The sequence below is a fragment of the Pseudomonas sp. WP18 genome, assembly GCF_036689585.1.
GTDB classification, from domain to species: Bacteria; Pseudomonadota; Gammaproteobacteria; order Pseudomonadales; family Pseudomonadaceae; genus Aquipseudomonas; species Aquipseudomonas chlororaphis_E.
The window spans coordinates 1,489,156-1,512,044 of sequence record NZ_CP144758.1 but is presented as its reverse complement, the minus strand read 5'-3'; the positions used below and the strand labels follow the sequence as shown (position 1 = coordinate 1,512,044).

At 62.5% G+C, this 22,889-nt stretch carries 20 protein-coding genes, 1 tRNA gene, 1 pseudogene and 1 riboswitch; of the genes and pseudogenes, 16 read left to right on the top strand and 6 right to left on the bottom strand.

All coding sequences use genetic code 11. From position 1 onward, the window contains the following. Window positions 1–35 precede the first annotated feature (35 nt). The gene (gene ung, locus V5F23_RS06675; RefSeq protein ID WP_161796124.1) at window positions 36–731 is read right to left on the bottom strand and encodes a uracil-DNA glycosylase; all 696 of its coding nucleotides are present in this window, start codon (window positions 729–731) and stop codon (window positions 36–38) included. Window positions 732–859: 128 nt separating this feature from the next. On the opposite strand from ung, the gene V5F23_RS06670 reads away from it, so the two are divergent. After that, window positions 860–1,972 (top strand): enoyl-CoA hydratase/isomerase family protein, encoded by a 1,113-nt coding sequence (locus V5F23_RS06670; protein ID WP_042731925.1) that lies wholly within the window; start codon window positions 860–862, stop codon window positions 1,970–1,972. 95 nt (window positions 1,973–2,067) lie between these two features. Here the strand turns inward: V5F23_RS06670 and V5F23_RS06665 are convergent, their stop codons facing one another. Next, a complete protein-coding gene (locus V5F23_RS06665; protein WP_080922149.1) occupies window positions 2,068–2,463 on the bottom strand; it encodes a hypothetical protein in 396 nt (131 codons plus the stop codon). A 303-nt stretch (window positions 2,464–2,766) separates the two neighbouring features. Continuing rightward, a riboswitch (guanidine-I (ykkC/yxkD leader) is annotated at window positions 2,767–2,868 on the top strand. Window positions 2,869–2,928: 60 nt separating this feature from the next. On the opposite strand from V5F23_RS06665, the gene V5F23_RS06660 reads away from it, so the two are divergent. From V5F23_RS06660 to V5F23_RS06605, 12 genes and pseudogenes are all read left to right on the top strand, one after another. Continuing rightward, on the top strand, window positions 2,929–3,996 hold the full coding sequence (locus V5F23_RS06660; RefSeq protein WP_042731926.1) for a putative urea ABC transporter substrate-binding protein: 1,068 nt from the start codon (window positions 2,929–2,931) through the stop codon (window positions 3,994–3,996). 15 nt (window positions 3,997–4,011) lie between these two features. After that, a complete protein-coding gene (locus V5F23_RS06655) occupies window positions 4,012–4,827 on the top strand; it encodes an ABC transporter permease (protein WP_042731927.1) in 816 nt (271 codons plus the stop codon). Continuing rightward, window positions 4,824–5,612, top strand: coding sequence for an ABC transporter ATP-binding protein (locus V5F23_RS06650; RefSeq protein WP_042731928.1), 789 nt, complete (start codon window positions 4,824–4,826; stop codon window positions 5,610–5,612). Before V5F23_RS06655 ends, V5F23_RS06650 begins: the two co-directional genes overlap by 4 nt. Before the next feature lie 13 nt (window positions 5,613–5,625). After that, window positions 5,626–6,351 carry an urea amidolyase associated protein UAAP1 gene (locus V5F23_RS06645; RefSeq protein ID WP_123579516.1) on the top strand — a complete coding sequence of 242 codons (726 nt, stop codon included), beginning with the start codon at window positions 5,626–5,628 and terminating at the stop codon, window positions 6,349–6,351. 11 nt (window positions 6,352–6,362) lie between these two features. Then, the gene (locus V5F23_RS06640; protein ID WP_042732480.1) at window positions 6,363–7,004 is read left to right on the top strand and encodes an urea amidolyase associated protein UAAP2; all 642 of its coding nucleotides are present in this window, start codon (window positions 6,363–6,365) and stop codon (window positions 7,002–7,004) included. 300 nt (window positions 7,005–7,304) lie between these two features. Beyond that, the gene (gene uca, locus V5F23_RS06635) at window positions 7,305–10,946 is read left to right on the top strand and encodes an urea carboxylase (RefSeq protein WP_338497817.1); all 3,642 of its coding nucleotides are present in this window, start codon (window positions 7,305–7,307) and stop codon (window positions 10,944–10,946) included. Between the two features lie 22 nt (window positions 10,947–10,968). After that, a complete protein-coding gene (gene atzF, locus V5F23_RS06630; RefSeq protein ID WP_212803483.1) occupies window positions 10,969–12,747 on the top strand; it encodes an allophanate hydrolase in 1,779 nt (592 codons plus the stop codon). 250 nt (window positions 12,748–12,997) lie between these two features. Then, window positions 12,998–13,615 (top strand): annotated as a pseudogene (locus tag V5F23_RS06625) (GGDEF domain-containing protein); the annotation flags it as partial. Beyond that, window positions 13,608–13,826, top strand: coding sequence for a cysteine-rich CWC family protein (locus tag V5F23_RS06620; RefSeq protein ID WP_123579520.1), 219 nt, complete (start codon window positions 13,608–13,610; stop codon window positions 13,824–13,826). The pseudogene V5F23_RS06625 and the gene V5F23_RS06620, both read left to right, overlap by 8 nt. Before the next feature lie 33 nt (window positions 13,827–13,859). Then, window positions 13,860–14,552: a pseudouridine synthase gene (locus tag V5F23_RS06615; protein ID WP_123579521.1), complete on the top strand. Its 693-nt coding sequence runs from the start codon at window positions 13,860–13,862 to the stop codon at window positions 14,550–14,552. 311 nt (window positions 14,553–14,863) lie between these two features. Next, on the top strand, window positions 14,864–15,748 hold the full coding sequence (locus tag V5F23_RS06610) for an alpha/beta hydrolase (protein WP_042731453.1): 885 nt from the start codon (window positions 14,864–14,866) through the stop codon (window positions 15,746–15,748). 160 nt (window positions 15,749–15,908) lie between these two features. Then, window positions 15,909–15,982, top strand: a tRNA-Gly gene (locus V5F23_RS06605). Between the two features lie 3 nt (window positions 15,983–15,985). Here the strand turns inward: V5F23_RS06605 and V5F23_RS06600 are convergent. Beyond that, window positions 15,986–16,291, bottom strand: coding sequence for a type II toxin-antitoxin system HicB family antitoxin (locus V5F23_RS06600; protein ID WP_234407889.1), 306 nt, complete (start codon window positions 16,289–16,291; stop codon window positions 15,986–15,988). 210 nt (window positions 16,292–16,501) lie between these two features. Here V5F23_RS06600 and V5F23_RS06595 point away from each other — a divergent pair, with 210 nt between their 5' ends. Next, on the top strand, window positions 16,502–16,906 hold the full coding sequence (locus tag V5F23_RS06595; protein ID WP_042731455.1) for a low affinity iron permease family protein: 405 nt from the start codon (window positions 16,502–16,504) through the stop codon (window positions 16,904–16,906). Between the two features lie 91 nt (window positions 16,907–16,997). On the opposite strand, the gene V5F23_RS06590 is transcribed toward V5F23_RS06595, so the two are convergent. Together V5F23_RS06590 and V5F23_RS06585 are read right to left on the bottom strand one after the other, a co-directional pair. Then, window positions 16,998–17,501 carry a DUF4142 domain-containing protein gene (locus V5F23_RS06590; RefSeq protein WP_042731456.1) on the bottom strand — a complete coding sequence of 168 codons (504 nt, stop codon included), beginning with the start codon at window positions 17,499–17,501 and terminating at the stop codon, window positions 16,998–17,000. 125 nt (window positions 17,502–17,626) lie between these two features. After that, window positions 17,627–18,976, bottom strand: coding sequence for a diguanylate cyclase (locus V5F23_RS06585; RefSeq protein WP_042731457.1), 1,350 nt, complete (start codon window positions 18,974–18,976; stop codon window positions 17,627–17,629). A gap of 326 nt (window positions 18,977–19,302) precedes the next feature. On the opposite strand from V5F23_RS06585, the gene V5F23_RS06580 reads away from it, so the two are divergent. Together V5F23_RS06580 and V5F23_RS06575 are read left to right on the top strand one after the other, a co-directional pair. After that, a complete protein-coding gene (locus V5F23_RS06580) occupies window positions 19,303–20,538 on the top strand; it encodes an aminotransferase class I/II-fold pyridoxal phosphate-dependent enzyme (RefSeq protein WP_042731458.1) in 1,236 nt (411 codons plus the stop codon). Window positions 20,539–20,551: 13 nt separating this feature from the next. Continuing rightward, entirely contained in the window at window positions 20,552–21,715 is a 1,164-nt protein-coding gene (locus tag V5F23_RS06575; protein WP_042731459.1) for an MFS transporter, read from the top strand. On the opposite strand, the gene yiaY is transcribed toward V5F23_RS06575, so the two are convergent. After that, window positions 21,712–22,860, bottom strand: coding sequence for an L-threonine dehydrogenase (gene yiaY, locus V5F23_RS06570; RefSeq protein WP_338474376.1), 1,149 nt, complete (start codon window positions 22,858–22,860; stop codon window positions 21,712–21,714). The two genes, V5F23_RS06575 and yiaY, sit on opposite strands and share 4 nt — an antisense overlap. Between the last annotated feature and the right edge of the window lie 29 nt (window positions 22,861–22,889).

The window sequence follows — 22,889 nt, the reverse complement described above, 5'->3', positions numbered from 1 at the left end:
GAGCCTGCTGGCGAACAGGCCCCGAGGACGAACACTCAGACCGGCGGCAATCGCCAGTCGATCGGCGCCTCGCCGTGCTGTTCGAGGAACTTGTTGGTGCGGCTGAAATGTCCGCACCCCAGGAACCCCCGGTACGCCGATAACGGCGACGGATGCACCGAGGTCAGCACCAGGTGCTTGGTCGCGTCGATCAGTTTCTGCTTGCTTTGCGCATGGGCACCCCACAGCAGGAACACCAGGTGCGGCTGGTGCTCGCTGACCACTTCGATGACCCGGTCGGTAAAATGCTGCCAGCCCTTGCCCGCGTGGGCATTGGCATTGGCGCGCTCCACGGTCATGGTGGTGTTGAGCAGCAGCACCCCTTGGTCGGCCCAGCTTTGCAGGTAGCCGTGGTTGGGAATGTCGATGTTCAGGTCGCGCTTCAATTCCTTATAGATGTTCACCAGCGACGGCGGCGTCGGCACGCCCGGCTGCACCGAGAAGCACAAGCCGTGGGCCTGGCCCGGGCCGTGGTACGGGTCCTGGCCGAGGATGACCACCTTGACCTTGTCCAGCGGCGTGGAGTTGAGGGCGTTGAAGATCAGCGATGCCGGTGGGTAGATCTCCTTGCCGGCGGCGTACTCCCGACGCAGGAATTCGCGCAACTCTGCCATGTAGGGCTGGTCGAACTCGGCACGCAGTGCCTGCTTCCAGCTCGGTTCGAGTTTGATACGGTCATCAGCAGTCATGATTGCACCCGGTAGAAACAATGGGCGCACCCTAGGAAAGCCTACATGGCTTGTCAATTGATCTGACACAGAACCGGCACTTTCCCACGCAACGGTCATACTGAACATTCAAATTTCGGATCGAGGTCACGATGAATCTGCACTTCGAAGAACTGACGGGTATCACAGGAGCGCGCATCGGCGTCGCCACCCTGGATGCCGAAAAAACCCTGAACGCCCTGTCCCTGCCGATGATCAACGCCCTGCGTGACCGTCTCGATGCCTGGGCCAGAGAACCGCAAATCGTCTGCGTGCTGCTGCGTGGCAACGGCGCCAAGGCCTTCTGCGCCGGCGGTGAAGTCCGCAGCCTGGTGGAGGCCTGCCGGGCCAGTCCCGGTGAAGTGCCGCCGCTGGCGGCGCAATTCTTCGCGGCGGAATACCGGCTGGACTTCAACCTGCACACCTACCCCAAGCCTCTGCTGTGCTGGGGCCATGGCTACGTATTGGGCGGCGGCATGGGCCTGCTGCAAGGCGCCAGCACGCGCATCGTCACGCCCAGCAGTCGCTTGGCGATGCCCGAGATCAGCATCGGCTTGTACCCGGACGTCGGCGCCAGTTGGTTCCTGTCGCGCCTGCCGGGCAAGCTCGGTTTGTTCCTCGGCCTGACCGGCGCCCACATGAACGCTCGGGATGCCCTCGACCTGGGCCTGGCCGACCGTTTCCTGTTGGACGAACAACAGGACGACCTGATCGAAGGCTTGTTGCAGCTCAACTGGCAGGAACAGACCCAGATGCAGCTCAACAGCCTGTTCAAAGCCTTGCAGCAGGAAGCCGTCGCGCAACTGCCCGAAGCCCAATGGCTGCCGCGCCGGCAAAAAATCGATGAGTGGCTGGATGTCAGCGACGTGCGCTGCGCCTGGAAAGCACTGAGCCTGCTGGTGGACCACCAGGACCCGCTGATCGCTCGGGCAGCCCGGACAATGACTGAAGGCTCGCCCCTGACCGCGCACCTGGTCTGGGAGCAGATCCTCCGCGCCCGACACCTGTCATTGGCCGGTGTGTTCCGAATGGAATACACCTTGAGCCTCAACTGCTGCCGCCATCCGGAATTCAGCGAAGGCGTACGGGCACGGCTGATCGACAAGGATCACAAGCCCCATTGGCACTGGCCGGACATCAACCATATTCCGGAAGCCGTGGTGCAAGCGCATTTCCACAAGGCTTGGGAAGGTCGGCACCCGTTGGCGGACTTGTCCAACGAATAGGCGTTGAACGAGCCCTGTCAGTGCGGGCCACAACGTGGGTGTAAGCCAGGCAAAAAAAAGCGGCGCTCGATGCGCCGCTTCTTATTGCCAGGGGATCAGCGGTGGCCGCCTCTGCCTCGTCCGTCATGATCACCGCGTCCTCGATGATCATGTCCACCTCGATCGTCATTCCAGCCGCCCCGGTCGCGACCGCCCCAGCCATCCCAGCCACCCCGGTTCGGATAAGGCCGGTAGGCGGCCCGCGGTGGCGCGTAATAGCGCGGGCCTTGTTGGTAGTAGCGCGGGGCCGAATAGTAGCGCGGCGCCGGTTGGTAATACCGCGGTGCGTAATAGCCACGTGGGGCCGAATAATAACCAGCGCCCCCGTAGTAGACCGGCGCGGGTGAAGTGTAGACCTCTGAACGGTAGTAGCTCGAGTCTCCGTCGTAGTAAGGCACGCAGGCCGAAAGAGTCAAACCGAGAAACGCAAGGAGCAGCAGTCGTCGATACATGGCGGCCTCCTGGACCGCGAATGGGCCACATCAGCGACGCTGATGGGCGGCAGTCGTCTTTGGATGACTGACGAATATTCAGACAGCAAAATCGGAATCTGGTGCGATATGGCAACAACTGGAAACATGTCCCTCGTCGCCCTCTTCCGGTGCGCGACAGCACCACAAGCAAGCACAAATCCGCCCTCGCCCCTCCTTCCCCAACACCTGCCGTCTCTGGCCCGGGCCTTTGCCGGAGTTGGCACGTCTCTCGCTTTAACAAACCCGTGCAGGAGTCATCACAGGTTCGCGGCACCACAATTTGCAATGGCTGACTAGGGTTCCGGCTCGCTTCTGGCGAGTGGCTGGTCCGAGAGTTGGCGACCTCCAGTTGAGGTTACACGGCGGGACAAAAGCCCGGGAGACAAGCCACCGTTCGCGGTGCCGCGTTGCTCCTGTCCGCCCTTGATCAACTGGAGAACCACCATGCTCAAGCTTCGTCTGTCCGCCTTGCTCCTCGCCGCCCTCTCGGCCCTCGTGAGCTTTTCATCCGCTGCCGCACAAAAAGACCACTTCAGCGTCTGCTGGACCATTTACGCCGGCTGGATGCCCTGGGAATACGCCGGCAGCCAAGGCATCGTCGACAAATGGGCAAAAAAGTACGGCATCAAGATCGATGTCGTGCAGCTCAACGATTACGTTGAATCCATCAATCAGTACACCGCCGGTCAGTTCGACGGCTGCACCATGACCAATATGGACGCCCTGACCATTCCCGCGGCCGGTGGCGTGGACAGCACCGCGCTGATCGTCAGCGATTTCTCCAACGGCAACGACGGCATCGTCCTCAAGGGCGAGGGCAAGAAAGTGGCCGATCTCAAGGGCATGGACGTCAACCTGGTGGAACTGTCAGTGTCCCATTACCTGCTGGCCCGCGCCCTGGACTCCGTCGGCCTCGCCGAAAAAGACCTGAAAGTCGTCAACACCTCCGACGCCGACATCTCCGCCGCGTTCAACACCGATCAGGTCAAGGCCGTCACCACCTGGAACCCGATGCTCTCGGACATCAAGGCCCAGCCAGGCGTCAGTGAAGTGTTCAACTCCAGCCAGATTCCCGGCGAGATCATGGACATGATGGTGGTCAATACCCAGACCTTGCAGGACAACCCGGCCCTGGGCAAAGCGTTGACCGGCGCCTGGTTTGAAGTGGTGGCGCTGATGAATGCGAAAAACGCAGCCAGCCAGGCCGCGTTGGAACACATGGCCAAAGCCTCGGGCACCGACCTCAAAGGTTTCCAGGCGCAACTGGACACCACCAAGTTGTTCGCCACCCCCAAAGAAGCGCTCAACTTCGCCACCAGCGAACAACTGCCCGCCACCATGGGCAAGGTGGCCGAGTTCTCCTTTCAGCACGGCTTGTTGGGCGAAGGCGCCAAGGACACGAACGCGGTCGGCATGACGTTCGCCAATGGCGTGACCCGCGGCGACAAGGCCAACCTCAAGCTGCGCTTTGACCCGACCTACGTACAGCTGGCCGCCGACGCCAAGCTGTAAACCGGAGGACCTGGCATGCGCCTGATCAACCGCTACCCGGATCGCCCCAGCCGCTTGTTGCTGGTGATCCTGCCTTTCGCGCTGGTGTTGTTCGCCTACTTCATGGGCTCGGCCGAACGGTTGACGGACAATCCCAACGACAAACTGCTACCCAGCGCCGTGCAAATGGCCGATGCGGTCAAGCGCCTGGCCTTCACCGCTGACGCCCGCAGCGGCGAGTACCTGCTCTGGCAAGACACCGGCTCAAGCCTGCGCCGGTTAGTCATCGGCCTGGGCATCAGTGCCCTGGCCGGGCTGTGCCTGGGCATGGCCGCCGGCACGTTGCCGCTATTGGGCGCGCCGTTATCGCCGCTGCTCACCGTGGTGTCGATGGTGCCGCCGCTGGCTATCCTGCCGATCCTGTTCATCGTCTTCGGGCTGGGAGAGTTGTCCAAAGTGATGCTGATCGTGATTGGCATCACCCCGAGCCTGGCCCGGGACCTGGAACAGCGCGCCCGGGAAATCCCCTCCGAGCTGCTGATCAAGGCCCAGACCCTCGGCGCCTCGACCTGGACCCTGATGCTGCGGGTGGTGCTGCCGCAATTACTGCCGCGCCTGTTGATTTCCCTGCGACTGATGCTCGGTTCGGCCTGGCTGTTTCTGATCGCCGCCGAAGCCATCGCCTCCACCGATGGGCTGGGCTATCGGATTTTCCTGGTGCGCCGTTACCTGGCGATGGACGTGATCTTGCCGTACGTGGTGTGGATCACCCTGCTCGCCTGGCTGATGGACTGGGGCCTCAAGCGCCTGACCCGGCAGGCGTTCCCCTGGTATGAGGGGGCGAAGGCATGAGCTTCATTACGGTGAACAACGTCTGGCAACAGTACGGCGACCAGGTGGTACTGGAGCGCTTGAACCTGAACGTCGCCGAGGGTGAGTTCTGCACATTGGTGGGGGCCTCGGGTTGCGGCAAGTCGACCTTCCTGCGATTGCTACTGGGCCAGGAGTGCGCCAGTCGTGGACAGATTCTCCTGGACGACGCCCCCTTGTCCGGCGAGCCGGATATGAGCCGGGGCGTGGTGTTCCAGCGCTACTCGGTGTTCCCGCACCTGAGCGTGCTGGACAACGTCGCCCTGGGCCTGGAGTTGCCGCGCTCGCCGCTGCTGGGCCGTCTGTTCGGCAGCGCCAAGCGCCAGGCCCGGGAAGAAGCCGCACAGTTGCTGGACAAGGTCGGACTCGGCCATGCGCGGGATAAATACCCGGCGCAACTGTCCGGGGGGATGCAGCAGCGACTGGCCATCGCCCAGGCACTGATCATGAAGCCGCGCGTCCTGCTGCTGGACGAACCCTTCGGCGCCCTCGACCCGGGCATTCGCAAGGACATGCATGCCTTGTTGCTGGAGCTGTGGCGCGAAACCCGGCTGACCGTGTTCATGGTCACCCATGACCTGAGCGAAGGTTTCAGCCTCGGCACGCGCCTGCTGGTGTTCGACAAAGTCCGTGTCGATCCCCACGCCCCTGGCGCCTATGGCGCACGCATCACCTACGACATTCCATTGAACAGCGACCGCCGCACCGCCCGTGCCGCCGTCGACGCCCTGCCCGCCGAACTGGCCGGCACATTGCGTATCGCTTGAAAGGAGTTTTTCCATGACCGATTCGACCCGCTTGTTTACACCCTTCGCCGAAGAACTGCTGCCCGGCGGCGGCCACCGTTCGTTCGTGCTCAAGCGCGGCCAACTGCTGCGCCTGACCGATCTGCGCGGCGGGGCCAATGTGAGCCTGACGCTACTCAATGCCAACGAGAAAACCGAACGCCTGAACCTGCCTGACAGCCTCAAATGCCAACACACCGCCAAACTCACCGCCGGCCACTGCCTCTACTCGGACATGGGCCGGGTACTGGCGGCAATCACCGCCGACACCTGCGGCTGGAGCGACAGCCTGGGCGGTGTGCTCTGCGCCGAGGAAGTCGCGCAAAAGTACGGTCAGGGGCGCTATCAGGAACTGCGCAACGGCTTCTTTCGCAACGGCACCGACAACCTGTTGGTGGAACTGGGCAAATGGGGTCTGGGCCTATCCGACCTGTTGATGACCCTCAACCTGTTCAGCCGGGTCAACGTCGATGAGGCCGGCCACTTTCACTTCGTCGAAGGCCATTCCAAGGCCGGCGACTACATCGAGCTGTACGCACCGATGGACACCCTGGTGGTGCTGACCGCGCTGCAACACCCGATGGACCCGAACCCGCAATACGCCCCGCAACCGCTCAAGCTCAGCTGGATGAACGCCGATGCCAGCGTCGCCGAGCACTGCCGCCTTTCGCGCCCGGAAAACCAGCGCGGCTTCATCAACACCGACCGCCTGTTCGCCTGAGGATCGCTGCCATGTCACTCGCCATCGCCACCGCACACAAACAACCCGATACCGCCGTCTACCGTGCCACGATTCCCGCCGGGGAACCCTGGCTGGTGGAGGTCAAGGCAGGCCAGACCCTACGCATCCTCGACCTGGAAGGTAACCAGGCAGTCGATACGCTGTTCTACAGCCTGGCCAACCCCAAGGAGCGCTACGACGTGCAGCGCACCCTGCGCCGGCAAAACAGCGTTTATTTGAGCACCGGCAGCGTGCTGTATTCCAACCTCGGCCACCCGATGCTGACCATCGTCGAGGACACCTGTGGACGCCACGACACCCTCGGCGGCGCTTGCGCCCAGGAAAGCAACACCGTGCGCTACGCCCTGGAAAAACGCTACATGCACAGTTGCCGTGACAATTATCTGCGGGCCTGCGCCCACGATGGTCGCCTGGGCAAGGGCGATATCGGGCCGAACATCAACTTTTTCATGAACGTGCCGGTCACCGCCGACGGCGGCCTGACCTTCGAAGACGGGATCTCGGCGCCAGGCAAATACGTCGACCTGCGGGCCGAGATGGATGTGATCGTGCTGATCTCCAACTGCCCGCAACTGAATAACCCCTGCAACGCCTACAACCCCACGCCAGCGGAGCTTTTGATATGGAACTGAAACTCACCTGCCTGCGTCGCTGGCTGTTCACGCTGTGCCAGAGCCGATCGGGGCAATGCATCAAACAGCACTGACACCCAAAACCTCATGTGGGAGCGGGCTTGCTCGCGAAAGCGGTACGACAGTGACATTGATGTTGACTGACTCACCGATTTCGCGAGCAAACCCGCCCCCACAGGGGTCAGCAGTGTTTGTAAGATTGATTATTTCGCTCACGGGGACGACCCCGGTGGCCATCGACAACTGCGGGACGGCCCGCATCCCAGTTCAGGCAGCACGCATGCCTGAGGGGGCAATGCCATGTTCGAAAAAATCCTGATCGCCAACCGTGGAGCCATCGCTTGCCGCATCCTGCGGACCTTGGGCGAACTGAAGGTCCAAGGCGTGGCGGTGTATTCCCAAGCCGATGCCGCCAGCCTGCATATCTTGCAGGCCGACGAAGCCCACAGCCTGGGCGAAGGCGCGGCGGCCAATACGTATCTGGCGGTGGACAAGCTTCTGGCGATTGCCAAAAGCAGCGGCGCGACAGCGATTCATCCCGGCTACGGCTTCCTCTCGGAAAACGCAGCCTTCGCCGAAGCCTGCGAAGCTGCCGGTATCGCCTTCATTGGTCCGACACCAGAACAACTGCGTGTGTTCGGCCTCAAGCACACCGCCCGCGACCTGGCGCGACAGCACGGCGTGCCTCTGCTCAAAGGCACCGAACTGCTCGACAGCCTCGACGCCGCACTGTTGGCCGGCACCCGGATCGGTTATCCGGTCATGCTCAAAAGTACCGCCGGCGGCGGCGGAATCGGCATGCGCGTGTGCCGCAGTGCCGCCGAACTGAGCGAATCCTTCGAAGCGGTCAAGCGCCTGGGCCAGAACAACTTCAGCGACGCCGGAGTGTTCATCGAGAAATACATCGAGAAGGCCCGGCACCTGGAGGTCCAGGTGTTCGGCGACGGCCAGGGCCAGGTGATCGCCCTGGGCGTGCGCGACTGCTCGGTGCAGCGACGCAACCAGAAAGTCATCGAGGAAACGCCGGCCCCCAACCTGCCCGAAGGCATGGCCGACGAACTCTGCGCAGCGGCGATCCAACTGGCCCAGGCCGTGAACTACCGCAGCGCCGGCACCGTGGAGTTCGTCTTCGACAGCGATGCGGGGCGCTTCTATTTCCTGGAAGTGAACACCCGCCTGCAAGTGGAGCACGGTGTCACCGAGCAGGTGTGGGGCGTGGACCTGGTGCGTTGGATGGTGCAACTGGCAGCCGGAGACCTGCCACCACTGAAAGCGTTGAGCGAGGGTTTAAAAGCCGAGGGCCACGCGATCCAGGCTCGCTTGTATGCCGAGGATCCAGGTCGGGACTTCCAGCCAAGCCCGGGGCTACTGACCGCCGTGAAATTCCCCGAGGCCGACGGCAAACAGCTACGCATCGACACCTGGGTCGAGGCTGGTTGCCAGATCCCGCCCTACTTCGACCCGATGATCGCCAAGGTCATTCGCTGGGCTCCAACCCGCGAGCAGGCCCGCCTGGGCTTGCACCAAGCGCTGGACGAAAGCCAGCTGTACGGCGTCGAAACCAATCGCGACTACCTGCAACAGATTCTCCTCGATGCACCGTTTGCCAACGGCCAGCCCTGGACCCGCTGCCTGGAGACGTTGGTCTACCGTGCCAACACCGTTGAAGTGCTCAGCCCCGGCACCCAGACCAGCGTCCAGGACTATCCCGGCCGCCTCGGTTACTGGGCAGTGGGGGTGCCGCCGTCAGGACCGATGGACAGCCGTTCGTTGCGCCTGGGCAATCGCCTGCTGGGCAATGAAGAAGGTGCGGCGGCATTGGAAATCACCATGAACGGGCCACTGCTGCGTTTCAACTGCGATGCCCGGGTGGCGGTGACCGGTGCGGTGATTGCCCTCACACTCGACGGTGAAGCCGTACCGATGAACACGCCGTTGTCGATCACTGCCGGCTCCACCCTCGCCATCGGCAACATTTCCGGTGCCGGGGCGCGCAGCTACCTGTGCCTGCAGGGTGGCGTACAAGTGCCGGATTACCTGGGCAGCAAAAGCACCTTTACCCTCGGTCAGTTCGGCGGCCATGGCGGACGGGCGTTGTGTACCGGCGACGTGTTGCATCTGGTGCCGCTGGATGAGCAAGCGACGCTGCCGCCAACGAGCGCACCGATCCTGGAACTGCCGAGCGTGCGCCAGATCCGCGTGATCTACGGCCCGCACGGCGCGCCCGAATATTTCACCGAGCGCTACATCCAGACGTTCTTCGACACCGCCTGGGAAGTGCACTTCAACTCCAGCCGCACCGGCGTCCGACTGATCGGGCCGAAACCTGAATGGGTTCGCGCCGACGGTGGCGAGGCCGGGCTGCACCCTTCCAATATCCATGACAACCCCTACGCCATCGGCGCCGTGGACTTCACCGGCGACATGCCGGTCATCCTCGGCCCCGACGGCCCGAGCCTGGGCGGTTTTGTCTGTCCGGTGACGGTGATCGAAGCGGATCTCTGGCAGTTGGGGCAACTCAAGGCGGGGGACAAGGTGCGATTCGTGCCGGTGGATATATCGACCGCGCGCTCACTGGCCCTGAAATGGGCTCCCTGTGGGGGCGAGCTTGCTCGCGATAGCGGTCTGTCGGATACATCAATGCTGAATGTGCCATCGCCTTCGCGAGCAAGCTCGCTCCCACAGGGGATCGTGTCGCCTGTGGTGTTGGATATCGGGCAGGACGATACCTGCCTGGTCGCTCGCTTGGCTGGCGACACTCATCTGTTGCTGGAAATCGGCGCCCCCGAACTGGACCTGGTGCTGCGCTTTCGCGCCCATGCCTTGATGCAGGCGTTGGAACACAAACAATTGCACGGGGTGATCGACCTGACGCCGGGCATTCGTTCGCTTCAAGTGCACTATCAACCCGAACAACTGCCCCTGGCCGATCTACTGAGCCTCGTCGCCGGTGAGTGGGACGCCGTGTGCGCCGCGCAGGACTTGCAAGTGCCGTCGCGCATCGTTCACCTGCCGCTGTCCTGGGATGACCCGGCCTGTCAGCTGGCCATCGAGAAATACATGACCACGGTGCGCAAGGACGCGCCCTGGTGCCCGAGCAACCTGGAGTTCATTCGACGCATCAACGACCTGCCCAACCTCGACGAAGTGCAACGCACAGTGTTTGACGCCAGCTATCTGGTGATGGGCCTGGGGGACGTCTACCTCGGCGCACCGGTCGCCACACCGCTCGACCCACGCCATCGACTGGTGACCACCAAATACAACCCGGCCCGGACCTGGACCGCGGAAAACTCGGTGGGCATCGGCGGCGCCTACCTGTGCGTGTACGGCATGGAAGGGCCGGGCGGCTATCAGTTCGTCGGGCGCACGTTGCAGATGTGGAATCGTTATCGGGACGTCGCCGCATTCGACGGCAAGCCCTGGTTGCTGCGATTCTTCGATCAGATCCGCTTCTACCCGGTCAGCGCCGATGAGCTGCTGAACATCCGCCGCGAATTCCCCCTGGGCCGCTTCGACCTGAAGATCGAGCACAGCCAGCTCAACCTCGCCGACTACCAGCGTTTCCTGCTGCAGGAAGCCGACAGCATCGCCACGTTCCGCCGCCAGCAACAAGGTGCCTTCGATGCCGAGCGCGAGCGTTGGATCGCCAGTGGCCAGGCGCACTTTGACAGTGAAGAACCGCCCATCGCGCCGAGCGAAGATTCGCTGCTGACCGAAGGTCAACTGAGCGTCGACAGCCACATCGCCGGTAACCTCTGGCAGGTCCAGGTGCAGGTTGGCGCTCGGGTCGCCGTCGGCGATGTGCTGGTCATCCTGGAGTCGATGAAGATGGAAATCCCGCTGCTTGCGCCCTCGGCCGGCGTGGTGCGCGAGGTGCGCGTCCAGGCCGGTTCGGCGGTGCGCGCCGGACAGCGCGTCGTGGTGCTGGAACGTGACTGAACTCAATCAAAGGATTAAGACCATGAACCTTTCGCTTCGCTTGGACGACCTGCGCGATGCCTATCGCAGCGGCGAACTGACGCCGCGCAAATTGCTGTTGGAACTGCGCCAAAAAGCCGCGGCGCTGAACCCGGACTATCACGTGTTCATCCACCTGCTGACGGTCGAGGAACTGGAGCCCTACCTGGCCGCATTGGAAAGCCGCGACCTGGAGAGCCTGCCGCTGTATGGGGTGCCGTTTGCCATCAAGGACAACATCGACCTGGCCGGCATTCCGACCACGGCAGCCTGCCCGGCGTTTGCCTATGTGCCGCCGCGCTCGGCGACCATTGTCGAGCAGTTGCTGGCACTGGGCGCGATCCCCCTGGGCAAGACCAACCTCGACCAGTTCGCCACCGGGCTCAATGGCACCCGCTCGCCCTACGGCGCCTGCCGCAACAGCGTGTTGCCCGACTATCCGGCAGGCGGTTCGAGCGCCGGCTCGTCGCTGGCCGTAGCCCTGGGCCTGGCAAGTTTTGCCTTGGGCACCGATACCGCCGGCTCCGGTCGGGTGCCCGCCGCGCTGAACAACCTGGTGGGATTGAAAGCCACCCTGGGATTGATCTCCACGGCGGGCGTGGTCCCGGCCTGTCGCACACTGGACTGCGTCACCACCTTCACGGCGACGGCCAGGGAAGCCAGCCAGCTATTGGCGCTGACAGCCCGCCCAGACCCGCGTGACGACTACAGCCGCCACAACCCGCAGTGGAACGATGGCTCTGCGTTCGGCGTGCCTCGGCGCTTTCGTTTCGGTGTGCCGCGCCAGCAAGACCTGGCGTTTTTCGGTTGCCCTGAAGGTCCGCAACTGTTTCAGGAAGCCGTCAAACGACTCGAACGCCTGGGCGGCGAAGCCGTGGAACTGGACCTGTCGCCGTTCCTGGAAGCCGCACGGCTGCTTTATGAAGGTCCGTGGGTAGCCGAGCGCTACAGCGTCGCCGGCCCATTGATGGAGCGCGAGCCCGACGCCGTGCTGCCCGTCATTCGTGCCGTGCTGGCGAAAGCGCCTACGGTAGATGGCGTACAGACCTTCCGCGCCCGGTACCGTCTGCAAGCGCTCAAAGCCCAATGCGACCGAGCCATGGACGCGCTTGACTGCGTACTCACACCGACCATCGGCCGGCCAGTGACCCTCGCCGAACTGGCCGCCGAACCGGTACTGCGCAACTCGGAACTGGGTTATTACACCAATTTCATGAACCTGCTGGACTACGCCGCCGTCGCCGTCCCCAGCGCGTTCATGGCCAACGGCTTGCCCTGGGGCGTGACGCTGTTCGGTCGAGCCTTCACCGATCAGTACCTCTTGAGCCTGGCCGATGCCTTGCAGCGTCAACAGGACAAGACGTTGCCCGTTGCCGTCCACCCGGCGCGCCACGACCGGGCGCGGCTGGTCGTGTGCGGCGCACACCTGGACGGGTTGGCGCTGAACTGGCAGCTCAGGCAACGCGGCGCCCGGCTGATCGAGGCCACCCAAAGCTCGCCAGACTACCGCCTGCATGCCTTGCCCGGCGGCCCACCCTCGCGCCCCGGCATGGTTCGGGTTCGTGAAGGCGGCGTGGCGATCGAGGTCGAAGTCTGGGAGCTGCCGAGCAGTGAACTGGGCTCGTTCCTGACTGGCATTCCCGCCCCGTTGGGACTGGGCAAGGTGCAACTGGCCGATGGGCGCTGGGAAAACGGATTCATCTGTGAGTCGTATGGTTTGGAGGGCGCTCAGGACATCAGCCATCTGGGGGGATGGCGGGCTTATCTAACTACCCTTGAGTAAACAGTACCTGTGGCGAGGGGATTTATCCCCTCGCCACAATCTTGCAAACCGGCAAAATCGACTGTCTTTTCCCACAAGGCCACTAAACTGACTTCATTGGGTCTGCGCCAAGGGAATCGCCATGTCGCTCCGTTCGCCGTTGTATTCCCTGTGCAAGCCGCTGCTGGCGGTGGTGGCGCTGCTCGGTACTGGCTTCCTGATCATTACGTTGCTGGGCTATTACGCAGCCCAGGCCTCGATACGCGAGCACATTCTCAGGACGCTGTACCTGAACCTGCTGATCGGCGTGCTCGTGACACTGGCGGTCCTGACCATTGTTTATCGGCTGATCAACGACTACCAGCAACGCATCGACGCCCAGGCCACCCTCGACAGCCTGACCGAATTGCCAAACCGCCGTGGCTTCGATCTGCTGGCCGTGCAAGCCCTGCACGAAGCCCAGCGTGAGCCCAGACCCTTGACGGCGCTGCTGGTGGAACTGGACGACTTCAAGCGACTGGACACCACTCACGGTCATATCGCCACCGATCAACTGTTGACCGGGTTCGCCCGCAGCCTGACTGAGAGCCTGCGGCATTCAGACATCGTCTGTCGCTGGAGCACCGATGCCTTTGTCGTCCTGCTCAAGGACACCGATGGACAGACCGGTCTGAAAATCGCTGAGAAAATTCGTCAGCACATCGAAAAACAGCGCTATTTCTGCAGCGGGAAACAATTGCTGGTCACGGTCAGCATCGGACTGACCACGGTGCAGGACGAAGACACCTTGCACAGCCTGCTGTCCCGGACCGATCATGCCCTGCAACGCGCCCGGCAAAGCGGGTGCAACCGAACCTGTGTGGACATGCCTCACTCCAGCTATGAATAAACCTGACCTTTGCCCCGCCTGCGGTGGCGCCAATGATTGCTCACTCGCCGATCCGAGGACCGTCGACCGGGCCTGCTGGTGTTTTGGCGTAAGCATCGACCCGGCCGTGCTCGAAGCGCTGCCGGCAGAGCTGCGTGATCAATCCTGCCTGTGCCCACGCTGTGCACAGGTTGAAGCCCAACTGCACGCCAAGCCCCGGCCGATCGCGTAAGATGCGCGCCCTCTTCCTGGCCTGAACTGCCCCATGCGCGTTGACCGCTTTCTCAGCAATCTACCCCGATTCAATCGCCAGCAGGCCCGCCTGTTACTGGTGGCGGGCCGGGTGCGGATCGACGGCCAGACCGTCACCGACCCGCACGCCCAGGTGCGTGAGTTCAGTCGTGTTGAAGTCGATGACGAGGTGCTGCAGGCGGGCCGACGTCCACGGTATTTCATGCTGCACAAGCCACCCGGCTGCGTCAGCGCCACCCGCGATCCGCAACACCCGACCGTGCTCGATTGGCTCGATGAACCTGACAAGGACGACCTGCACATCGCCGGGCGCCTGGACTTCAATACCACCGGCCTGATGCTGATCACCAATGACGGCAGTTGGTCGCGCCGCCTGACCCAACCGCAGACCAAGCTGCCCAAGGTCTATTACGTCGAAACCGAACAGCCGATCACCGCCGAGTACGCCGACACCTTCGCGCGGGGTCTGTATTTCGCCTTCGAAGACCTCACCACCCAACCGGCAGGGTTGACGCTGCTGGGGCCGACCACGGCGCGCCTGAGCATCGTCGAAGGGCGTTATCACCAGGTCAAGCGCATGTTCGGCCACTTCGACAATAAGGTGTTGCGCCTGCACCGCGAACGCATGGGCCCCCTGGTGCTGGACCCTGCTCTCGAACCGGGCCAGTACCGCGCCCTGGGCGCTGACGAGATCAGCCTGATCTGAGCCCATTACCGTCGGGCAGAAGTGTCGAACAATTTTCCAAGCGGTACTTGCACAACGGTCGTCCCCCTGCTTGAATCAAACCGTCGGCCGAAATGTGACCGATGAGTCACAACATACTTCCAAGAAACTTTTTGCCGGCCAGAGCCCCCAGGCTCCGCCGTATCTCTCCCGGCAAACTGCCCGCCTACAACAACACCCGTCGACCGCTTCAGTGGATCGACATGGGCCTTATCTTCCAGGCGTATGCCTACCTGTCACATTGCCCGTGCAATCTCATTGCGCGCATACCCGCTTGCCAGGAGTCTTATGACATGAGGCCAGAAATCGCTGTGCTGGATATACAAGGTCAGTATCGGGTTTACACGGAGTTCTATCGCGCAGACGCCGCACAAAAGACCATCATCATGGTCAACGGCTCGATGGCCACGACTGCGTCGTTTGCACAGACCGTCAAAAGCCTCCATCCGCAATTCAACGTTGTGTTGTACGACCAGCCCTATGCGGGTAAGTCAAAAGCGCACAACCGGCATGAAAGAATGCTCACCAAGGAGATCGAAGGGCAGATTCTCCTGGAACTGATCGACCACTTTGCCGCCGAGCATGTGCTGTCCTTTTCCTGGGGCGGCGCCGCCACGTTGAGCGCCCTGGCCCAGCGCCCACAGCGGATTGAAAAAGCGGTGATCAGTTCGTTCTCGCCGGTGCTCAACGCACCGATGCGCGACTACCTGGAGCGTGGCGTGGATTACCTGAGCAACCTGGACCGCGACCGGGTCGGCCACCTGGTCAACAGCACCATCGGCAAGCATTTGCCGCCGCTGTTCAAGCGCTTCAACTATCGCCATGTCAGCAGCCTGGCCGAGCATGAGTACGGCCAGATGCATTTCCACATCACTGACGTGCTCCAGAGCGACCCGCAGTGCTACGTCAACGCGGCGAGAAAAATCAACGTGCCGGTACTGTTCCTCAACGGCGAATGGGATGAATACACCTCGGCCGACGACGCCAGGCTTTTTGCCAACCATGTCCGGCACAGTACGTTCAGCACGGTGCAAGCCACCGGGCATTTCCTGGACATGGAACACAAGGCCGCCTGCCGCGACAGCCGCAACGCCGTGATGAACTTCCTCACGCCGACACACCGCGAAAGCCGTCCGCGCTACAGCTTCGTGCAGGACTACCATGCACTGGCAATCTGAAACGAGTCCTCGCGAGCAAGCCCCGCCCCGCGCCAACAAAACGGGGTTTGCCCGCGAAAGACCGCTTTGATCCAAGGCCTGCGTAGACGAGCGCACGCGCATCAGGCAAAGAAAAACTTCAAATCCTCGCCCACATCTGGTACAAAGTCAGCCGCTCTGAGCGGGTGTCGTATAATGGCATTACTCCAGCTTCCCAAGCTGATAACGAGGGTTCGATTCCCTTCACCCGCTCCACATTTACTTTCCCTGGATATCCAAGTCCGGGAATGCCTGCAACCCAAAGCGCTGAACCTGTTTTTCCTCAAGCGCACACTCCAGTGACATGAGATGGCCTGAATAAGGCTTCTGCGGTGCGCGCCCCAGCTTGGCGCACGTCTCCAGGTAGTCAGTCACCGCCTCCTTGAACGCCGCTCGAAGCTCGCTGACAGATTCGCCGTGAAACCCGACGACATCCTTGATCCCCGCGATATGGCCTACAAGCAGACCGTCCTCGTCACTGTAGTCAATCCGAGCGGCGTAGCCTTGATAATTCATAACGTTCACGGGGTCACTCCTGTGGATAGCAGACACCTTCCGCTTGGCTTGTAGGCAGAATCCGAGAACTGCACATCACAACACCGGCTGGTTGTTATCAATTGATCGGCCCGGGGCCTCTCGCAAATAAACCTGTGGGAGCGGTGCAAATGTAAGCAGAATTTTCAACGCGTCGTTGCTGTCTCACCAGACAGGTGAATCCCATTAAGGAACACGGCAATGAACTTCGCAAAAATCGCACAGAAGCTGGCTCTATGGGCGGGAAGCCCGAAGACGTTCTTGGGCGCCATTGTATTACTGGCGCTTTGGGCGATCAGCGGCCCCTTTTTCCAGTTCAACGACACCTGGCAGCTGATCATCAACACGTCGACGACGATCATCACCTTCCTGATGGTATTTCTGATTCAGAACACGCAGAACCGCGACACAGACATCTTGCACCTGAAGATCGATGAGTTGTTGCGAGCCACGGCGGAGGCGCAGAACGCGATGCTCGGTCTCGAATCGCTGGACCTCAAGCAACTGGAGGCATTGAGGAAGCACTACCAGACGATGGGCCAGGGCGAGGTCAAGAACCTTGAAGGCCTTGAGCAAAAAAGCAACGTTGACCTGAATCAGTGCTGATACGAAGACGCGAGGGGCGTGATGCCCCTCGCGTCTTCCCGGCCACCGTCAAGGCAATGGATGTCGCCCTCACGTCAAAAGGTGCAGCGGCTCAGCGGCTGGCTTGCAGCGCCCTGGCCATCTCCAGATGGGTTTGCAACTTGGGCAGGGTCTCATCGGCGAAGGCCTTGATCTCAGGCACTTCGGTGGTCTGGGCCTGCTCCTGGATCTGGGTAATGGCCTCCTCCGTGGCCTTGACCTGGCTGGCGGCATAGGCGGCCTCGAACGACTCACCCTCCTGCACCTGCGGCATCAGGGTCTTGGCCTTGTCAGCCATTTCCTCCCGAGGCGCGACGGGCAAGTCGAGCTTCTTCGCGATCTTCGCCAGGTGTTGGTTGGCGGTAGTACGGTCGTTGATCACCATGATGGTGTAGTCCTTGACCTCCCTGGACTCAGCCTTGCCATGGGCCATGCGGCTGGCCTCGATGTCGGCCATGCCCTTGGCGGAAGCGTCGTTGATGAATTCGGCAGGCGATTGGGCCCAGGCACTGTTGGCACCCAGGCCCATCAACACGACGAGGCTGGTGGTGCGAAAAAAGGTGGCCATCCGGTTCATGGTCGCGCCCTCCTCAATTGAACATTCGGCAGCGGCCCCACCACGGGACCTGCCAGGGTTTCGAAAGGCAAAAGGGCTGAAAAGTTTGATTCAAGTGCCTCGCCGCGACGAACGGCGACCTACGCTCAGTGGCTGAATGCCCGATGGTTCTGACGCTTGGCGGCGTACATCGCCTCGTCGGCATGACGGAACAGCGCCACATCTTCGACCCCATGGTCGGGAAAACAAGCGACCCCGATGCTCGGCTCGATGCTCAGGCAATAGCCGTCCAGCCGCAGCGGCTGACTCAGCACCTGGCGGATTTTTTCCTGCACGCGGTGAGCATCGTCCAACGCTTGGATGCTATGAAGCAGCACCACGAACTCGTCCCCGCCGATGCGCGCCACGGTGTCGACATCCCGTATACAGCCCTTGAGACGGCTGGCCACCGCTTGCAACAACAGGTCGCCTACACCGTGGCCGTAGGTGTCGTTGATCTGTTTGAAGCGATCGAGGTCGATGTACAGCAAGGCCATGCGCCCCGACACGGCACGGGCGCTGGCCAGTGCAGCCTTGAACCGGTCACGCAGCAATTCACGGTTGGGCACCTGGGTCAACTGATCGTATTGCGCCATGTGCTGCAACCGGGCATGCAATTGCTGGCGTTCGATGGCGATGGTGATTTGAGCGCAGACGTATTGCAGCAGGTCCTTGTCCTGCTCGGTGTAGCGCTCGTTGTCCGGGGCACTCTTGACGATCAGCGCCCCGATCGTGCCGTTCTGCGAGTTCAACGGCACACCGAGCCAACAGGGCGCGCCCGGCTGCGCCACGAGGTCGCAGAACCCCGACGGCAGTGAGCTGCAACCGGGCGTCAACAGGATCGGCTGGCCGCTGCGGATCACCTCGGCGCACAAACGCCCGGTCATCGTGCCGGGAAGCTCGGGCTGCTGCTCCAGGTCGTCGACGTGATAGGCGAAGTTCAACTGCGCGCATTGCTCGTCGTACAGCGCCACCGAAAAATTCAACGCCGGCAGCCATTCGCCGATGATCTGGTGGACGCGCTTGAACAGCGCCAACAGGTCCGCCGCCGCATGGGCGGCCTCGGAAATCGCATACAACGCCGCCTGGCGCGACTCTGCCAGCTTGCGCTCGGTGATGTCGCGCGCCACGGCGATCCGCAATTGGTCCACCGGCGACCAGCGCGCCGACCAGAGGATGTGCACCACCCGGCCATCCTTGTGCAGGTAGCGGTTCTCGAAATTGAGCTTGGGCTCCCCGTTCATGATCTCCCGCGCGGCCTCGAGGGTACGCTGGCGATCGGCGGGGTGCACGAGGTCGATCATCGCCTGCCCCATCAATTCCTGCGGGGTATAGCCGAAAATGCGCTCGCAGGCAGCACTGACAAACACGAAGCGCCCCTGGCCATCGACCGCGCACACGGCGTCCAGCATCAGGTCGATGTAACTGGCCAGCGGCGTGTGGCTTCGGGTGTCCATGGTGCTGGAGTCATCCGGGTGAGTGCAGCGGTAAAGGGGCGAAAGTCATGATGAGGATAGCGCAGGTGACCGAGGCGCAAGCCACGCCCCCCCATTAAAGAATAGAGCCCCCCAGCCCGCAGAGCATAACCTGCCGGCACCTCGCACTCGCAAATGGATTTGCCGTCCAGGTTCCTAGGCAAACTCCTACGCAGAAGTCTCCAGTAACACTCAAACATGCCGGAAACGACCGATTCAAAGCCTATGGCCCTGCGCTGTAAAGTCTGGAAACACGGCGACGAAACACGCCACGGACAGCGTCGTGAATCAAGGAATGTGATCGAACCATGAACCAGACTGCACACCCCACCCATCGCTTCACCCACTACCGTAAAGTCATTTCCCTCGCGGATCAGGATTGGCAATGCGCTGAAGCCGGAAAAATCTCAGGGCTCAATGTCGAGGTCAAGACGCCCAATGTCCTGGTCGACCAATATGGCCGTACCCTCCATCACTTCTGCACCACGTCCTACCTGGGGCTGGATTACCACCCGGCCTTGCTGGATGGCGCCATGACCGCCCTGTGGGAAACCGGGACCTTGCGAGTCGCCAACTCCAGGAACCGCTGCAAGCTGGCGATCCTTGCGCAGTACGAGACCCAATTGTCGGAGCTGTTCGGCGCCAGTTGCCTCAGTGCGCTGTCGTGCAGCGCGGCGAGTGCCGGGATCCTGCCGCTGCTGGCCAGCGGTGCCTTCTCGGACAATCGATCGCCCGTCATGGTGTTCGACAAGCTGGCCCATTATTCGATGAATCACATCAAGGCGGCTTGCGCCGATGAAACCCAGGTGCTCACCTGTGCGCACAACGACATGGACTTCATCGAGGACGTGTGCAAGCGCCAGCGCAACGTGGCGTACGTGGCCGACGGTGCCTACAGCATGGGCGGCCTCGCGGACCTGGACAGCCTGATGTACCTCAAGCAACGGTACGGTCTGTTTCTCTACCTGGACGATTCTCATGCGCTGTCGGCCGTCGGGGAGCGCGGCATGGGCCTGGTCCGCTCGCGCCTGCCCGCCTTGGACGAGCGCACCCTGATCGTCGCTTCGCTGGCGAAATCCTTCGGGGCCAGCGGTGGGCTGGCGATGTTCGGCAGCGAACGGCACAAGGCGCTGGTGCAACGCTACGGTGGGCCAAGCAACTGGTCCCAGAGCTTGAACGCGGCAGCCATCGGTGCCGGCATGGCTTCGATTCGCCTGCACCACAGCCGCGAGCTCGGCAGCTTGCAGGAGCGTTTGCAGGCTAATATCCGCCTCTTCGACCGCCTCGTTCGTACCGAACAGCACGGCAGCCCCATGGCGATCCGACTGGTGCCTTGCGGTGAAACCACCCTGGCGAACAGCCTGGCGACCGAACTGGCCGAACGAGGGTACTTCACCTCGGCGGTCTTTTTCCCGGTGGTGCCCCAAGGCAAGGCTGCGATCCGTATTACCCTGCGCGCCGATATGGAGCCAAAGGTGATCAGCGAATTCTGCCAAGGCATCACCCAACTGCTGGCTGCCCACGGACGCGACATCCGCCCATGAAACGAGCCTCCTGATGAACAACCGCACCACCCTGATCGTCACCTGCACGACCGTGTTCCTGGCACAACTGGGCATGAGCATCTATTTGCCGGCCCTGCCTGACATCGCCCAGGCCCTGGGAACCGACGCCTCCCGGGTGTCCTGGGGCCTGGCGGCGTACCTGATCGGCATGGCCCTGCCGATGCTGTGGTGGGGGAGCCTGAGCCAGCGGCTGGGGCGCAAGGTGGTGTTGCTGGCGGCATTGGGGCTCTACGGCCTGAGCAACCTGGCCTTGCCGATGGGCAGCAACGCCGAGGCATTCCTGGCGATGAGGCTGATCCAGGGCATCGGCGCCAGCGGTATCTCGGTGATGGCACGGGTGCTGATTCGCGACAGTTTCAGCGGTGACCTGCTGGCCAAGGCCCTTTCATGGATATCCATCGCCTTCGTGGTGGCCCTCGGCATCGGTCAATACCTGGGCTCGTTGATCCAGGCTGCACTGGGTTGGGAGGCGATTTTCCAAGGGGTGGGCGCCACCAGCCTGGTCATGGCGGCGGCGGTCTCCCGGGCCAGGTTTCCGGTGGTGGCGCCGAGCCAGGACAGCCCATCGGCCTGGCGAATCTACGCCCGGATACTCAGGCACCGTCACTTTTTGCGACCGGCATTGGCCGGCGGGCTGGGTTACGGCGTGATCATTGCCTTCAATACCGCAGCGCCATTGATTCTGCAGGAAGGCTTTGACTGGTCGCCCATCGAATACGGGCTGCTGGGGTGGCCGATCAGCGCGGCGTACCTGCTCGGAGCGCTGACGGTCAATGCTTTCGTGCTGCGTACCGGCCAGCAGCGGATGATGGGCTGGGGCATTGCCCTGGTGTTGGCCGGCAGCACGATCATGTTGGTCAGCAGCCTGGCGCTGAGCCACGTCGCCTTGCTGTTCTGGCTGCCCTATTGCTTTGCGGTGTTCGGCCAGTCGGTCAACTACCCCATCAGCCTGTCCCTGGCCAACCAAGGCTCGCCGGTGGCCGGTGCCTATGCCATGGCGTTGAGCGGTTTCCTGCATCAACTGCTGGCTTCGGTGATCGGTGCCGTGGCCAGCCTGTTGCTGAGCCAACAGGCCTGGCCACTGGCGACGATGTGCGCCTTGCTGGGTGTGGCGGCGATGGCCTGCGTGAGGTCCAGGCCGCCCCAGGGCGATTAGAACGCGCTGCGGAAGATTTCCTCGATCTGGCGCTGGTCCGCCGCTCGGGGGTTGGTCAGGCCGCAGGCGTCTTTCAGCGCATTGGAGGCCAGGACCGGTACGTCATTGAGGCGTACGCCCAATTCACGCAAGCCGGCGGGGATGTCCACGTCCTGGGCCAGGCTGCGGATCGCCGCGATGGCGGCCTGTGCGCCCTCTTCCGGGGTGGCCCTCGGCGCGTCGACGCCCATGGCCCGCCCCACCTCAGCCAGGCGAGCGGCGCACACCGTGGCATTGAAGCTCTGCACATGCGGCAACAGCACCGCGTTGCACACCCCGTGAGGCAAGTCGTAGAAGCCACCCAGTTGGTGGGCCATGGCGTGCACGAAACCCAGCGAAGCGTTGTTGAACGCCATCCCGGCGAGAAACTGTGCGTAGGCCATGTTCTCCCGCGCCGCCAGATCGCTGCCGTCGCGCACGGCCAGGCGCAGGTTGTTGCTGATCAGGGTGACGGCTTTCAGGGCACAGGCATCGGTGATCGGCGTGGCAGCGGTGGACACGTACGCCTCGACCGCATGGGTCAGCGCATCCATGCCGGTGGCCGCCGTCAGGCCCTTGGGCATCGCGACCATCAGCGCCGGGTCGTTCACCGACATCAATGGCGTCACGTTGCGATCGACGATCGCCATTTTCACGTGGCGCGTCTCGTCGGTGATGATGCAGAAGCGGGTCATCTCGCTGGCCGTGCCGGCGGTGGTGTTGATGGCGATCAGTGGCAGTTGCGGCTTGCTGGAACGGTCCACGCCTTCATAGTCACGGATCTGCCCGCCGTTGGTGGCGCAAAGGGCAATGCCCTTGGCGCAATCGTGGGGCGAACCTCCGCCGAGCGACACGACGAAGTCGCACCCGCTCTCCTTCAGCAGCCCCAGCCCAAGCTCGACGTTGGCAATGCTTGGATTGGGCTTGGCGCCGTCGAAAATCACCGCATCGACGTCCTGGACTGCCAGCAGCTCAGCCACCTTGCCGGCCACGCCGGCCTTCGCCAACCCAGCGTCGGTGACGATCAAGGCCTTGCGAAAACCGTAGTTGCGAATGGCGGTCATCGCCTCGTCGAGGCAACCCAGGCCCATGATGTTCACGGCTGGAATGAAAAAGGTGCTGCTCATGGGACACGCTCCTGGAAGAGACCGGATCG

Excerpts from the sequence above, each read along its gene's own strand:
- V5F23_RS06670 (WP_042731925.1), top strand. The coding sequence starts at position 860 with ATGAATCTGCACTTCGAAGAACTGACGGGTATCACAGGAGCGCGCATC.
- atzF (WP_212803483.1), top strand. The coding sequence starts at position 10,969 with ATGAACCTTTCGCTTCGCTTGGACGACCTGCGCGATGCCTATCGCAGC.
- V5F23_RS06575 (WP_042731459.1), top strand. The coding sequence starts at position 20,552 with ATGAACAACCGCACCACCCTGATCGTCACCTGCACGACCGTGTTCCTG.
- V5F23_RS06640 (WP_042732480.1), top strand. The coding sequence starts at position 6,363 with ATGTCACTCGCCATCGCCACCGCACACAAACAACCCGATACCGCCGTC.
- uca (WP_338497817.1), top strand. The coding sequence starts at position 7,305 with ATGTTCGAAAAAATCCTGATCGCCAACCGTGGAGCCATCGCTTGCCGC.
- V5F23_RS06645 (WP_123579516.1), top strand. The coding sequence starts at position 5,626 with ATGACCGATTCGACCCGCTTGTTTACACCCTTCGCCGAAGAACTGCTG.
- V5F23_RS06615 (WP_123579521.1), top strand. The coding sequence starts at position 13,860 with ATGCGCGTTGACCGCTTTCTCAGCAATCTACCCCGATTCAATCGCCAG.
- V5F23_RS06665 (WP_080922149.1), bottom strand. The coding sequence starts at position 2,463 with ATGTATCGACGACTGCTGCTCCTTGCGTTTCTCGGTTTGACTCTTTCG.
- V5F23_RS06655 (WP_042731927.1), top strand. The coding sequence starts at position 4,012 with ATGCGCCTGATCAACCGCTACCCGGATCGCCCCAGCCGCTTGTTGCTG.
- V5F23_RS06580 (WP_042731458.1), top strand. The coding sequence starts at position 19,303 with ATGAACCAGACTGCACACCCCACCCATCGCTTCACCCACTACCGTAAA.
- V5F23_RS06590 (WP_042731456.1), bottom strand. The coding sequence starts at position 17,501 with ATGAACCGGATGGCCACCTTTTTTCGCACCACCAGCCTCGTCGTGTTG.
- yiaY (WP_338474376.1), bottom strand. The coding sequence starts at position 22,860 with ATGAGCAGCACCTTTTTCATTCCAGCCGTGAACATCATGGGCCTGGGT.
- V5F23_RS06610 (WP_042731453.1), top strand. The coding sequence starts at position 14,864 with ATGAGGCCAGAAATCGCTGTGCTGGATATACAAGGTCAGTATCGGGTT.
- V5F23_RS06585 (WP_042731457.1), bottom strand. The coding sequence starts at position 18,976 with ATGGACACCCGAAGCCACACGCCGCTGGCCAGTTACATCGACCTGATG.
- V5F23_RS06660 (WP_042731926.1), top strand. The coding sequence starts at position 2,929 with ATGCTCAAGCTTCGTCTGTCCGCCTTGCTCCTCGCCGCCCTCTCGGCC.
- V5F23_RS06620 (WP_123579520.1), top strand. The coding sequence starts at position 13,608 with ATGAATAAACCTGACCTTTGCCCCGCCTGCGGTGGCGCCAATGATTGC.
- V5F23_RS06595 (WP_042731455.1), top strand. The coding sequence starts at position 16,502 with ATGAACTTCGCAAAAATCGCACAGAAGCTGGCTCTATGGGCGGGAAGC.
- V5F23_RS06650 (WP_042731928.1), top strand. The coding sequence starts at position 4,824 with ATGAGCTTCATTACGGTGAACAACGTCTGGCAACAGTACGGCGACCAG.